Annotated in this window: 11 protein-coding genes and 1 pseudogene; 2 read left to right on the forward strand and 10 right to left on the reverse strand. The window is 67.5% G+C overall.

The window, feature by feature from the left end:
• Positions 1-63 precede the first annotated feature (63 nt).
• On the forward strand, positions 64-957 hold the full coding sequence (locus Rhe02_RS42685; protein WP_203914237.1) for a hypothetical protein: 894 nt from the start codon (positions 64-66) through the stop codon (positions 955-957).
• Here Rhe02_RS42685 and nrfD read toward each other — a convergent pair.
• From nrfD to Rhe02_RS42720, 7 genes and pseudogenes are all read right to left on the reverse strand, one after another.
• On the reverse strand, positions 944-1870 hold the full coding sequence (gene nrfD, locus Rhe02_RS42690) for an NrfD/PsrC family molybdoenzyme membrane anchor subunit (protein ID WP_203914238.1): 927 nt from the start codon (positions 1868-1870) through the stop codon (positions 944-946). The genes Rhe02_RS42685 and nrfD overlap by 14 nt on opposite strands.
• Positions 1854-2669, reverse strand: a complete 816-nt coding sequence (locus tag Rhe02_RS42695; RefSeq protein WP_203914239.1) for a 4Fe-4S dicluster domain-containing protein — start codon at positions 2667-2669, stop codon at positions 1854-1856. Before Rhe02_RS42695 ends, nrfD begins: the two co-directional genes overlap by 17 nt.
• A complete protein-coding gene (locus Rhe02_RS42700; RefSeq protein WP_203914240.1) occupies positions 2669-3487 on the reverse strand; it encodes a formate dehydrogenase accessory protein FdhE domain-containing protein in 819 nt (272 codons plus the stop codon). The genes Rhe02_RS42695 and Rhe02_RS42700 overlap by 1 nt, the downstream gene beginning before the upstream one ends.
• Positions 3484-5916 (reverse strand): formate dehydrogenase-N subunit alpha, encoded by a 2433-nt coding sequence (fdnG, locus tag Rhe02_RS42705; protein ID WP_203914241.1) that lies wholly within the window; start codon positions 5914-5916, stop codon positions 3484-3486. The genes Rhe02_RS42700 and fdnG overlap by 4 nt, the downstream gene beginning before the upstream one ends.
• A gap of 12 nt (positions 5917-5928) precedes the next feature.
• Positions 5929-6522, reverse strand: coding sequence for a dehydrogenase (locus Rhe02_RS42710; RefSeq protein WP_203914242.1), 594 nt, complete (start codon positions 6520-6522; stop codon positions 5929-5931).
• Between the two features lie 76 nt (positions 6523-6598).
• Positions 6599-7120 carry a hypothetical protein gene (locus tag Rhe02_RS42715; RefSeq protein ID WP_203914243.1) on the reverse strand — a complete coding sequence of 174 codons (522 nt, stop codon included), beginning with the start codon at positions 7118-7120 and terminating at the stop codon, positions 6599-6601.
• Between the two features lie 116 nt (positions 7121-7236).
• Positions 7237-7680: pseudogene (locus Rhe02_RS42720) on the reverse strand (rhodanese-like domain-containing protein); the annotation flags it as partial.
• A gap of 42 nt (positions 7681-7722) precedes the next feature.
• On the opposite strand from Rhe02_RS42720, the gene Rhe02_RS42725 reads away from it, so the two are divergent.
• Positions 7723-7980 carry a hypothetical protein gene (locus Rhe02_RS42725; protein WP_203914245.1) on the forward strand — a complete coding sequence of 86 codons (258 nt, stop codon included), beginning with the start codon at positions 7723-7725 and terminating at the stop codon, positions 7978-7980.
• Here Rhe02_RS42725 and Rhe02_RS42730 read toward each other — a convergent pair.
• The 3 genes from Rhe02_RS42730 to Rhe02_RS42740 all read right to left on the reverse strand — a co-directional run bounded on the left by Rhe02_RS42730 (position 7977) and on the right by Rhe02_RS42740 (position 12958).
• Entirely contained in the window at positions 7977-8615 is a 639-nt protein-coding gene (locus tag Rhe02_RS42730; RefSeq protein ID WP_203914246.1) for a hypothetical protein, read from the reverse strand. The genes Rhe02_RS42725 and Rhe02_RS42730 overlap by 4 nt on opposite strands.
• 72 nt (positions 8616-8687) lie before the next feature.
• Positions 8688-11465 carry an AfsR/SARP family transcriptional regulator gene (locus Rhe02_RS42735; protein ID WP_203914247.1) on the reverse strand — a complete coding sequence of 926 codons (2778 nt, stop codon included), beginning with the start codon at positions 11463-11465 and terminating at the stop codon, positions 8688-8690.
• Between the two features lie 134 nt (positions 11466-11599).
• Complete coding sequence (locus tag Rhe02_RS42740) at positions 11600-12958, reverse strand: extracellular catalytic domain type 1 short-chain-length polyhydroxyalkanoate depolymerase (protein ID WP_203914248.1); 1359 nt, start codon at positions 12956-12958, stop codon at positions 11600-11602.
• Positions 12959-13102: the final 144 nt, after the last annotated feature.

The raw sequence follows: 13102 nt of genomic DNA on the forward strand, positions 1-13102 counted from the left end.
CATGATCCCTGTGACGGCCCGCGAGCCGGGTGGGTTCCGTCGAACGAAGGCATAATCACCCCCATGGCCGAAGAACTCATGGAGTGGCTTCTGCAGGGCGATCCGGCGATCCGGTGGCGGGTCCGGCAGGACCTGACCGCCGCGCCCGAGCGCGAGGTGGCGCGGGAGCGGCAGCGCGTCGCGACCCAGGGATGGGGAGCTAGCCTGTTGAAGGTCCAGAACCCGGACGGCGGCTGGGGTCAGGGTGTCTACTCTCCGAAGTGGACCTCGACCACGTACACGCTGCTGCGCCTGCTCTGGCTGGGCCTGCCGGCCAAGCATCCGGCCGCCCTGCGCGGATGCGAGAGGTTATGGGATTGGCAGACCCGGTGGCGGGTACCTGAGACGTGCATCGTCGGCATGGTGGTGCGTCTGACCAGCTTTCACGGGTACCAGACGAAAAGGCTTGATGATCTAGTGGGTGACCTGCTCGATCAGCAGCTAGACGACGGCGGCTGGAATTGCGCCACGCGACACGAAAAGGGCAAGCACAGCTCGTTCCACACGAGTATCCAAGCCCTCGAGGCGCTGGACGCCTACACCGGCACCATAGACGTGAGTGCTGCGGTGCGCGACGGGCGGGAGTTCTTCCTGCGGCACAAGCTGTACAAGTCGCACCGCACCGGAGAGATCGCCATCCGCGCCAGCACGAAGTTTCCGGCGTTTCCCGAATGGCACTTCGATGTCCTGCGGGGGCTGGAATACTTCCGTGACTCCGGCGCGCACCGCGACCCGCGGCTAGCCGACGCGGTCGAGGTGATCCGCCAGGCGCGCCGCAAAGACGGCCGCTGGCACACCTACACCCCTTATGCCGGACACCAATGGTTCCAGCTTGAGCCGCCCGGCCCGAGCCGGTGGACCACCGCCCGGGCGCTGCGGGTGCTCACCTGGTGGGAGCCGGAGGTCACTGAGCGCTGAAGATGATGGCCGCGCGCAGGGCCAGAATGCCGATGAGCACGATCAGGGAGGCGGTCGCCGCGGCGTGGACGGCCTTCACCGCCACGGTGCCGTCGCCGGCCGCGCTCACCCGGGCCGTTGTCCGGGTGGTCAGGCCGCGCGCCAGCCCAACGAGGGCGACCAGCCACAGCGCGGTCCACGGCAGGCCGAAGGTGCGGCTCAGCGCGCCGGTCGGGATGAGGGTGACCACGAAGGCGACGATCAGCACCAGCTCGAGGAGCTGGAAAACCCTTTCGCTCATGCTGAAGACGCCCGCGGTGGCCTGGGCCGGTTTGCGGAAGCGCACCAGCCAGCCGAGCAGGGCCGCCGAGCCGGACAGGCCGGAGGCGAGGAAGAGCCCGCCCAGGGTCCAGGTGTCGCTCCACACCGGCTGGTTGGAAACCGACAGCAGCACACCGGTGTAGCCGGCGATGAACAGCCCGAAAACCAAGCCCAGCAAGGACCAGAGCCCACCGAGGAAGCCGCGGGGCAGCCGCGGGAAGCGGCGGTCGCGATCGCGGGTCCACGCGTCGAAGAACGAAGCGGTGACGAAGCCACCGAAGATCACCAAGGCCCAGGCCCCGACCGACATGGGTGACCAGTACTTGAAGATGGGCCCTTCGGCACCCGGCGAAGTGTTGACCAGCATGTGCCAGAACCGCAGCGGCTGGCCCAGGTCGAGGGTGAGCAGGACCGGGCAGGGCAGCAGGGCCACGAACGCCACATAGGTGGCGAGGCGCGCCGCAGGCTCGTCCTCGGACTTGCCGAACAGGCGCAGCAGACAGGCGATGGCGTAGGAGCCGCCGGAGAGCCCGGCGAAGAAGAAGTAGAACAGGATGTACCAGGTCCAGTCGGGATCCCTGACGAAGTGTTGCGCGTCATCCAGCAGCATCATCGGTCTTCTCCCTGCGCCTGCGGATGGCGATCAGCCCACCCAGCACCGCCATCACCGCGGTGGCCAGCAGCGTGAGGTAGCCGCGTGCGTTGTTGCGGCTGGGCAGCACAGCGTTCTTTTCGTTCGGCAGGTTGTACTTCTCCGGCTCGTCCATCAGCAGGAAGAAGGCGTTGAGCCCGCCGTAGACCTTCTCGTCGTGGCCGTAGAGCTGCGCTTCGGCCACGCCCTGCCCGTGCAGCACCTCCAACCGCTTCTGTGCCCTTTCTCGAAGCTCGATCACCGGTCCAAACTGGATGGACTGGGTCGGGCAGGCCTTGGCACAGGCCGGTTCCAGCCCGCCCTGCAACCGGTCATAGCACAGGGTGCACTTCTGCGCGACGCCCTTCTGCTTGTCCATCTCGATCACGCCATAGGGGCAGGCGGAGATGCAGTCACGGCAGCCGTTGCAGACGTCGGGCTGGATGAACACGGTGTCGAACTCGGTGCGGATGATGGCCCCGGTCGGGCACACCTCCAGGCAGCTGGCATGGGTGCAGTGCTTGCACACGTCCGACATCATCAGCCACGCCTTGCCCTGACCCGGCCCGGCCGCCTGATCGGCGACATTGTCAAGGAACTGGACGTGCCGCCAGTTCTGGGCGTCCAGGCTGCCCGTGTTGTCGTAGCCGTCGCCGAAGACCGGTGGGTTGCCGTCGAGCATGTTCCAGCTCTTGCAGGCGACCTCGCAGGCCTTGCAGCCGATGCAGACACTCGTGTCGGTAAAGAACCCGTAGGCCTTTCCAGGCGTGATCTCCGCCATCAGAACCCCATCAGGTTTGGTGTGACTTTGGACAGACCTTGCTCGTTCGCGTAAAGATCGAGCGGCAGCGCCACCAGCTCATCGACTTCCGGCACGGCGCGCGCGTCGCGGCCGGAGTCGACATCGATGAGGTAACGCTGACACGTGGCGCAAGCGTCGATACTCAAGTGGGCGAACAGTTCCGTGCCGCCGTCGGCGGTGCGGCTCACGACGGGGCCGTCGTGTTTCTCGGCATACACCGTGCGCCTGGCCCCGGTGCTCTCCCCGCAGGAGGGGCACGAGCTGGCCGAATACTGCCAGCGATGGGCGCATCGGGCACAGGACAGCTGCCGCTGCCCGCGCACCAGGGGGTCGTCGGCGCCCGCGCGGATGCTCAGCTGCGGCAGGCCCCCACAGCGGGGGCAGTGCCGGCCACCGCGCGGTGCGGGATCGGCCGCGCACGCCGTGCCGGCTTCCTCCCGCAGCGCCTCCAGCGGCGCCTGGAGACAAGCGCGGGCAAGGAATCGTTCGGCGGGTCCAAGCTCTTGCCCAGCAAGCCATCCCGCCAGTACCTCAACCGCTCGGCCCGACCTGGCAAGGTCGTGCGTGGCGACGGCAAGCGGCTGCGGCGCGGCCGCTTCGGTGGCTTTCACGACGCCGGGCAGCATCTTTTCCCCCGCCCACGACGCCAGCTCGCCGGGCGGTGGGAGCTCGTTTTCCAGCGAACCCCACACCTCGACGACAGCGACATAGACCCCAAGCATCTGCTGCGCGAACGGATAGCGCTCGCGCAGATGCCAGGCTCGCTGCCGTCTGGAGTCGAGGTCCATCGCGGTCACATCTTTTCGATGTTGACAAGGAAGGCCTTGAACTCCGGGGTGCGTGAGCTGGCGTCACCGACGAAGGGGGTCAGCGCGTTGGCCAGCCAGTGCTGCGAGGTGTTGATGCCGACGAAGCCCCAGTGGATGGGAATGCCGATCTGGTAAACCTTCTTGCCGTCGATGGTCAGCGGCCCGAGCCGAGCAGTCACCACCGCGCGCACTTCGAGCTTGCCGCGCTTGGAGGAGACCCTGACCCGGTCGCCGGTGGCGATGCCCTTTTCCTTGGCCAGCTCGGCCGGTACCTCGACGAAAGCCTCCGGCTGCAGCGCCACCAGCTGGTCGACGTGCTGGGTGACGTAGTGCTCGTGCTCGGTGAGCCGATAGGAAGTGGCCACGTAGGGATAGTCGGCGGAGGTGCCGAACCGGTTGGGCCGCCCGGCCCGCTCGTCGTACTTGAAGGCCACCGGGGTCGCGGAAACCTTGGGATGCAACGGGTTGTCGATCGGCGACTCGATCGGCTCGTAGTGCTCGGGGAACGGCCCGTCGGCCACCCCGTTGCTGAACAGCCGCCCGGTGCCCTCACCGGTCATGATGAACGGCAGCGGCGAGTCGGGCTTGGCCGGGTCGGCGGTGGCCGGATAGTCGGGGACGTCTCCTGTCCAGCGGCCGGTCACGGCATCCCATTGGATGCCGACCCGCTTTGGATCCCAAGGCCGCCCAAGCGAATCGGCCGACGCACGGTTGTAGAGCACCCGCCGGTTGGCCGGCCACGACCAGGCCCAGTTGGGGTAGTAACCCATGCCCGTCGGGTCGTTCTTGGCCGGGTCTTGGATGCCGTCGCGGCGCTTGGTCAGGTTGCCGCTCTCCGGGTAGTGGCCGGTGTAGATCCAGTCGCCCGCGGTGGTGGTGCCGTCGTCCTTGAGCAGGGCGAAGCCGGTAAGACGCTGACCGGTGATCAGGTCCTTCCCGTTGATCTCCTTGGCGATCTCGTCGAGCTCGGGCCGGCGCACGTCCTTGTACGGCATCACCAGCTGCAGCACCGGCTCCGGATACTTGCCGCCCTGCTCCTTGTACAGCGCGCGAACGCGATCGAAGACCTCGGCCAGGATCCAGTGGTCGTGACGGGCCTCGCCCTCGGGCGGCAGCACCGCTTCCTTCCACTGCGCCCAGCGACCGCTGTTGGTGAACGACCCGTCCTTTTCTATCCAGTGGGTCGCCGGCAACAGGATCACTTCGGTCTGCACCTTGCTCGGGTCGATGCTCGGCTCGCGCCAGAACTCCGAACTGGTCGTGGAATAGGCGTCCATGACGCACAGCCACTTAAGGTTGGACAGGGCCTGCAGCACCTGGTTGGAGTCGGGCCCGATGCTGGTGGCCGTCATGCCCGAGAGCATGAGGCCCTCCATCTTGCCCCGCAGCGCGGCGTCGAAAATGGACAGCCACGACGCGTCGGAGGCAGGCTTGGGCAGGTGGGCGAAGGCGAAGTCGTTCGCGGCGGTGGCCGCGTCGCCGTACCAGCTCTTCAGCAGGCTCACCAGGAACTTGCGATAGTTGGCGCCGAAGAAGTTCAGCGAATTCGCGTGCAGCTTCTTGGCCGCGCTGCGCGCGATGTAGTCGTCGATGTTCTTCTGGCCGGGCGCGGGGATGCGCAGGTAACCGGGCAGGATGTCCCACGAGATGGCGTGGTCGGTGTTGCCCTGAATGTTGGCGTGGCCGCGTTCGGCGTTCATGCCGCCGCCGGGCCGGCCCATGTTGCCCAGCAACAGCTGCAGCAACGCGCCGGAACGAATGAGCTGGACGCCGGTGGTGTGATGGGTCAGACCGACGGCATAGATGATGGTCATCACCTTGTCGGGGCGGCCCATCTCGCCCACAAGCTTTGCCACCTCAAGGAAATCGGCCCGCTGGATGCCGGTGATGCGTTCCACCATCTCCGGCGTGTAGCGGCTGTAGTGGGCGCGCATCAGGTTGAGCACCGAGCGCGGGTGGTCGATGTCCTGGACGGCGAAGCCGTCGGGACCGATCTCATACGCCCAAGCCGTGGTGTCGTAGACCTTCTTGGCCTCGTCGAAACCGTTGAACATCCCGTCGGTGAAGTTGTAGCTCTCCTTGATCACGAAGGAGGCGTTGGTGGCGAACCGCACGTATTCCTTGTGCTCCAAGTTGTTCTGCAGCACGTAGTTGATCAGACCACCGAAGTAGGCCACGTCGGTGCCGGTGCGGATGCGCAAATGTTTGTCGGACACGGCGGAGGTGCGGGTGAACCGCGGATCGGTGTGGATCATCTTGCCGCCACGCTCGATCTTGGCGCGCATCATCCACTGGAATCCGACCGGGTGAGCCTCGGCGGGGTTGGCACCATTGATCAGCATCAGATCGGCGTGCCTGATGTCACGCCAGTGGTTGGTCATGGCTCCCCGGCCAAACGTGGCGGCCAAACTGACCACCGTTGGACCGTGTCAAACACGCGCCTGTTGTTCGAGGTACACGTAACCTAAGCTGCGCATCAGCTTGGTGGCGAGGTATCCCTCCTCCGAGCTGAAAGCGGCGCCACCGGCGAAAGCTATTCCCTCGCAACGGTTCACGAGGTTGCCGTTGGCGTCGGTGGTGACGAAGGTGCGGTCACGTGACGCTTTTATGTTGCGCGCCAGTCGATCCAGCGCGAAGTCCCAGGAGACGGTCTTCCACTCCTTGGCACCCGGCTCCCTATACATCGGGCTGGGCACCCGCCGCCGGGACACCGCCAGCTGAAGCGCGCTCGCCCCCTTCGGGCACAGCCGGCCCTCGTTGACCGGGCTGTCCGGATCACCCTCGATCTGCAGCAGCTCCACCTTGCCGTCTGCATTCTTTTTCGTGTACGCGAGAAGGGCGCACCCCACAGCGCAATAGGGACACACCGAATGGGAGACCGTGGCCCCCTCGATGCGCAGCTTCTGCTTGACCGTGATCGCCTGGGTGAGGTCGAACCCGAGCGGCGACAAGCCACCGAGCACTCCCGTTCCAGCCGCGCCGATCTGAAGGAACTGACGGCGACTGACCTCCACCTCGGACACCTCGGACTCCCTTCCGCGGGGCCGTGCATACGACTGTCATCGATCCTAAACCCGCATCGAGGAGCATGAACACCCCTCAGCCCACGGTCAACTCGAGATCGTGCCGCTGACCTGGGTCGCCCGGATTTCGCAGGAGATCGAGCAGCCCGGGCCAGGCCGGAACCAGCAATCCGGACACCCCTTCGGCGGCCGCCTGCGCCAGTGTCGCCTGCCACGTGTCGCGTGCCTGCCCGGCCGGGGTCGGCACCCATCTTTCGGCCTGACCGTCCACGATGTGCTCGTAGGCCTGGGTTTCCTCATCGAGCAGCCGGAAACCGCCGCCGATGGTTCTGAGCCTTCCCCGGCTGAGCCGCTCGACCGTGGCCAGGGCAGCGGCCTCCTCACGATGCGGCCCCAGATCGGCGACGAGCAGGGAACGCCCGGTGGTGACGGCCAGCGCGGCGGTCAGTACCAAGGGATCCAGCTCCGAATGGCCAACCACGTCGATCCATAGCGCGTCAGCGCCGGCCGCGTCGAAGGACGCCGCGTCGGCGAGCCACTCGGCCAGATCGTCGGCCCGCCTAGCCAGCACCACACCAACCTTGATGTTTGACTTCACCCGGTCAGCCTAAGCTGAGTCTCCTGTCGGCAACGGCCGCATAGCGAGCCGTCGCCGACGCAGCGGACGCACTGACCTGCGGCCCGCGCATCAAAGCGGATATCGAGCCGATGCAGGCGGGGCGAAGCGGGCTGATCACTGTGGACGATGGGGCAGCCGTCGGCGCGCCAGCGCTGGAACCCGCCGATCACGTCGGTGGCCTGGGTCAGGCCGACCGCCTGCAGCGAGGCGGCGGCCAACGATGACGAGTAACCCTGATCGCAGAGGATGATCCAGCACAGCCCGTGGTCTTCTGCTTCCGGAATGCGCGCGGTGCTGCACGGATCCAGCCGCCATTCCAGGTGATTGCGCTCCACGACGATCGCGGTGGGGATGTCGCCGTCGGCGCGGCGCTGATACTCGGGACGGATGTCGATCAGGTAGGCGCCCTGATTCTGCGCCTGCTTGGCTTGTCGCGGAGTGACGCGCCTGCGCAGCTGCTTGCGGGCGTCGCGCAACAGCTGCTGGACATGCCGGTCGCTCATGTCCATCGAGAGTACTGGATCCGGCAATCGGCCCATCGACTGATTAACATGGTGTATCTGTTGGCCTACCATGCGTCCATGGCGGCTGACTCAGACTCCACGGCGATGGTGGTCGGCGTGTTCGGCGTCGCCGTGGGGCTGTTCCTCGGCGCCCGCTGGGTGCGCGCCCGCGGTGCCTACGACGGGTGGCAATCCTCGCGCGGCGGCCCGTCCAAGGCCAAAGTGGCCAGAACAAAGGCGCGGACGGCCTTCATGCTGGCCGCCCGCGGCGCTTTCATCGGCATCGTCCTGCTCATCGTCTGGGCCATCACCACCTCGAACATGGTGCGGCGCTAGACAAAACTGAGCGTGACCTCGACCGCCTTGTCACGGATCACCGTCACCTGCAAGCTCTTGCCGCCCTTGGTGTAGGTGGTGCGCGGCTCACCGGGCGTGGCCGTGGCGACCCAGCCCTGAGCCGTCAGGGTGTCGCGCACCGCGGCGAGGCGGGTGTCGGCCTGCGAGTCGGCGAGGAAGGCGATGATCCCCTGGCACGTCCCGTCCGCCATCCCCGTCCCATAGCCGCCATCGCCGGGCACGGTGCCGAAGGCTTGCAGCGCCTGCCTTTCGTCGGTGCTGCAGGCGGTCGCGGCCTGTTGCAGGCCGCGTTGTTTGGCGGCTGTGCCAAGCCACGCGCCGCCCACCGCGATGCCCGCGGTGAGCACCAGGGACAGTCCCGCGATCGGCAGGAAACGCGGCCGTGTTTGTCCCGCCAGCGCAAACGCCGCGAACACCGCCCCGGTCACGATCAGCGTGACGAGCAGCACGAACGGCATGGCGTTGAGCAACATCGCGGTGTCCCAACGGCCCGCCTGCGGGTCGGCCCCATAAATGGCGAAGAACTCGTAGCTGAGCTGGCCCAGTGCCACCCAGATGGCCAGGGCGGCCACGGCCACCCCGCCCGCGGCGGCCCAGCGCATTGCTTTAGTCATGTAGCCCATTGAAAACGCCCTGCCCACCCTCCACATCGGCTCACCTACTCAGACGGAGTACTCAACTTCGCCTCAGCTTGGTCCGCTGATCTTACGGCGCACGGACTCCGCGTCGGGATGGGCCAGCTCGTCGAGGATGACCAGGGCTTGCCGCCACGCCCGGCGTGCCCGATCGGGGTCGGAGTCGTGCAGGCTGTCGCCCAGGTTGGTCAGCGAGGTGGCCTCCTCGTAGCGATCGCCGAGATCGCGGTAAAGGTCGATGGCGCGCTGGTAGCAGGCGACGGCGGTGGCCAGATGACCGAGCCGGTGGTGGGTCAGGCCGAGGCTGTCCCAGGCGCCCGCCTGCCCGTCGCGGTTGCCGAGGCGCTGGTGCAGGGCCAGCGACTGCTGGCAGGCGGCCAGGCCGCGCTGGTAGTTGCCGAGCAGGGTGTGCGCCCAGCCGATGTTGTTCAGGGCGATGGCCTGCCCGGCCTCGTGACCTTCGGCGCGGTACAGGTCAAGGGCTTGCTCGGCATGATCGAGCGCCTCTTGCGGGTCGTGCGGCGCGACGATGCCACCGAGGTCCAGATGCGAGTCGGCGTGGCCGATCCGGTCGTCCACCTGTTCGTAAAAGCCAAGGGCGCGTTTGATTTGGACCCGCGCCTCGGTGAGCAGTCCCAAGTGGATATACGCCCAGCTGAGGCTGCGATGGGTCCAGGCGAGCATGAGCGGGTCGCCCAGCCGTTCGGCCGCTTCCAGGCCGAGCTGCCAGACCGTGGCCCAATCGTGCCAATGCCCCTGCCGGTTGAGGAAGGTGGTGAGGGTCCAGGTGAGCTGCCAGGTCAGCAGGTCCAGACCGGAACCGGCGGCGTGGGTGATGGCGGCGAGCAGGACCTGATGCTCGGCGGTGAACCAGGCCAAGGCCTGCCGATGGTCGGCGTGGTACTCGCGGGCCACGCCATTGCGCGGCGGCGTCAGCACGATGGGATCCCGCAACGGGTTGAGCAGCAGCGCGGCCGCGTGCGCCGTGTGCAGGTAATGCTCTTGCAGGCGGCGGATCGCGGCGTGGCGCTGAGGCTGCGGATCGAGGCGCTGGGCCAGCTCCGCGGCGAAGGCGCGCAGCAGGTCGTGCTGGCTGAACCTGTCCGGCACCGCTTCGGTGAGCAGATTGCCCTCGGTCAGCTCGGTGAGCAGAGGTCGCAGGCTCGCCGTGGGCACCGCGGCCAGGCTGGCGGCGGCGGCCACGCTGATGTCCGGGCCGGCATGCTGGCCCAGGAGGCGGAACAGGTCGGCGGCCGCTGTGCTCAGGGCTCGATAGGACCAGGACAGCACGGCCCTGACGTCGGTGGCGGAATCGCCGGCGTGCATGGCGTCCAGGCCCCCGGCGGCGTCGTGAAGCTCGGCGGCCAGCCGGCTCAGCGGAAACTGGGGATGGGTCGCTGCGCGCGCCGCCACCACGGACAGCGCCAGCGGCAACCGGGCGCAGCGATCGATGATCTGCCCGACGGCGTCGGATTCCGTTGCGGTGCGGTCTTTTCCGAGCCGGCTGTCCAGCAGCTCGCGGGCCTCCTCATCGGTCAGCAGCTCAAGCGCCAGCGGGTAAGCGCCCTCCGTGGCGACCAGGGGCGCCATCCGGTTGCGGCTGGTGACCACGGTCAGGCAGGCGGCCTCGCCCGGCAGCAGCGGCCGCACCTGCTCGGCGTCGCGCGCGTTGTCCAGCAGCACCAGGATCCGCTTGCCCGCCACCAGACTTCGGTACATCGCGGTCTGCGCTTCGATTCCGGCCGGGATCCGTTCCGGCGGCACCGCCAGGGCCTCAAGGAATCCGGCGAGTGCCACGCCTGGCCCGAGGGCTGTTCCACTCGCGCCGAAGCCGCGCAGGTTGACATAGAGCTGCCCGTCGGGGAATCGTGCGGCCACCCGGTGCGCCCATTGTGCGGCCAGGGTGGTCTTGCCAATTCCCGCTGTACCAGATATCACCACCACTGCCGCGTTGACCTGGCCGGCCGCGAGCCGGTCGAGCGTGGCCAGCGCGCCGCGCCGCCCGGCGAAGGCGGGCAACGCCGGCGGCAGCTGGGCCGGGGTGGGCGCCGCGGATGGGGGCGGTGAATCCGGCGCGGGGGACAGGCTCAGCTCCTGCCGCAGGATGGCGCTTTCCAACTCCCGCAACGGCTGGCTGGGGTCGATGCCCAGCTCGGAGCCGAGGGCGTGCCGCAATCGCCGGTAGACCGCCAGCGCGTCGGCCTGGCGTCCGGCGCGATAGAGCGCCAGCATCAGCTGCTGGTGGATCTGCTCGTCGAAAGGCAGCTCCCGCGACAGCCGCTCCAGCTGCGGGGTGACCTGGACGTGTTCGCCGATGGCCAGCCGCGCCTCGATCAGGTCGCGTTCGGCCGACACCCGGGCCGTCTCCAACCTGTGGCACAGCCGGTCAAGGACTTCGGCCGGGGCCGCTCCGGAAAGCGCGGAGCCGGACCAAAGCCCAAGCGCCTCATCCAAAATCGGCACCCTGCGCTGGGCTTCGCCGGTGGCGTGCGCCTGGCCGAGAAGTTTGAGGAAGCGACTGGCATCGATGCAATCGGGGTCGGCCCGCAACAGGTAGCCGGTGCCGCGGGTCGCGATCTGGATGCCGTCATCGCCCTCGCCGGCACCGGCGAGCACCCCGCGCAACCCGGAGATGATGACCTGGATCGCGTGGACTGCCGTCCGCGGCGCGTCGCCCGGCCAGGTCAGCGCGACCAGCTGGTCGAGCTGCACCAGATGATTGACCTCCAGCGCGAGAACCCCCAGCACAAACCGTTGCCGCCGCGCGCCTAACGGCACCGGCCGGCCGTTGGCGTGCAACTCGACCGGGCCCAGGATCCGGATCTCCACCGCACAAGTCACCCCCCCATTGCCGACAAACATACGTCGCCTAGTCGATATTCGCAGCGATGAGTGGGGCCGGGCACAGCACGAAACGGCCGGGCGCGGAAACTCCGCGCCCGGCCGCGATTGGATCGATCTGGTTATGCGATGGTGCAGGCACTGCCGTTGAGGGTGAACGAGGCCGGCCTACCGGAGTTACCGGTGTGGGTGGCCTGGAAACCGATGTCCCGAATGGTGGCACCCGGGGCGATCGCCGCGTTGTAGGACATGTTGCGGGCGGTCACCTGCCCACTGGCCGGGGTGAAGGTGGCGTTCCAGCCAGAGGTGATGGTCTGTCCACTTGGCAGGGTGAAGACCAGCGACCAGCCATTGATGGCGGTCTGGCCGGTGTTGGTGATGCTGATTGCCGTGGTGAGACCGGTGTTCCATGCGTTGATCGCGTAGGTCACCCGGCACGCCCCGACCGGCGGCGGCGAGCTCGGCGGAGGTGAGCTGGGCGGTGGCGAGCTGGGCGGCGGAGAACTCGGCGGTGGCGAGCTAGGCGGTGGCGAGCTGGGCGGAGTGGTGTCCAGCCCGAAGAACCTGATCGTCATCAGCGCCTGGCCGGCCAGTGGCAGGTTGTGCCCGACGTTGGCGATGCTGATCGCCTCGACGTTGGCCATGATGCCGCTGCTGCCGTAGCGGGTGCGCGTCCAGCCCGACTGTGGGGTGTCGGTGAAGGTCGGGGTCTGGCTCAGGTTGTGCACATTGGTCCACTGCTTGATCTCTTCGCCGAAGTTGGGGTACCGCAACGTGGCGTCGGTGGTGCCGTGGAAGAGCTGCATCCGGGGCCGCGCGCCGGTGTAGCCGGGGAACGCGCCGCGGACGAGGTTGCCCCACTCCTGCGCGGTCCGGATGATGGTTCCGTTGGCGCAGTTGCTGTTCCACATCGACCCGTCGGTGGTGGCGAAGCAGGCGAAGGGCACGCCCATGTAGGCCGAGCCGGCCTTGAACACGTCGGGGTAGTCGCCCAGCAGGACGTTGGTCATCATCCCGCCCGACGAAGCGCCGGTGGCGAAGACGCGGTTCGGGTCGCCGTTTCGGTTCTGCAGCACCCAGCGCACCATCGACACGATGCCGACCGGGTCGCTATTTCCGTTGTGGGTCAACGCACCCTGCGTGGACACGTCGAAGCAGCTGCCGCTGCGGGTGGCCGAGGGATAGATGACAATGAAGCCATACTGGTTGGCCAGGTTCGCGAACTCGGTACCCGAGAAGAAAGCCGGGCCGGAACCGGTGCAGTAGTGCACGGCGACGAGAACGGCGGGGCGGGCCGTCACGTTGTCGGGCACGTACAGGTGCATCCGCAGGTTGGTGGGATTGGTGCCGAAATTGGTCACCTCGACCAGTTGGGCCGCTGTTGCCGGGGCTGCCATCGGGCCGGCTAACAGGAGCCCGGCAGAGGCAATCACGGCACTCGCGGCAGCCGCGGCCAGGGCGGCTTTGACGCTTGCCTTCATGGTTACTCCTCGCGGGAGCGGGAGCGCTCCCATAGCACCTTAGAAAGGTTTCGAGTTTCTCGGCGATCGTATTCGAGTCACGATAATTCGGCCCACGTCAATGCGCAAGAGTCGGTCAACGCTGGTGCCTAGGGCGCGCCAATA

Source organism: Rhizocola hellebori (assembly GCF_016862955.1).
GTDB classification, from domain to species: Bacteria; Actinomycetota; Actinomycetes; order Mycobacteriales; family Micromonosporaceae; genus Rhizocola; species Rhizocola hellebori.

Excerpts from the sequence above, each read along its gene's own strand:
- Rhe02_RS42685 (WP_203914237.1), top strand. The coding sequence starts at position 64 with ATGGCCGAAGAACTCATGGAGTGGCTTCTGCAGGGCGATCCGGCGATC.
- nrfD (WP_203914238.1), bottom strand. The coding sequence starts at position 1,870 with ATGATGCTGCTGGATGACGCGCAACACTTCGTCAGGGATCCCGACTGG.
- Rhe02_RS42695 (WP_203914239.1), bottom strand. The coding sequence starts at position 2,669 with ATGGCGGAGATCACGCCTGGAAAGGCCTACGGGTTCTTTACCGACACG.
- Rhe02_RS42725 (WP_203914245.1), top strand. The coding sequence starts at position 7,723 with ATGGCGGCTGACTCAGACTCCACGGCGATGGTGGTCGGCGTGTTCGGC.
- Rhe02_RS42730 (WP_203914246.1), bottom strand. The coding sequence starts at position 8,615 with ATGACTAAAGCAATGCGCTGGGCCGCCGCGGGCGGGGTGGCCGTGGCC.
- Rhe02_RS42740 (WP_203914248.1), bottom strand. The coding sequence starts at position 12,958 with ATGAAGGCAAGCGTCAAAGCCGCCCTGGCCGCGGCTGCCGCGAGTGCC.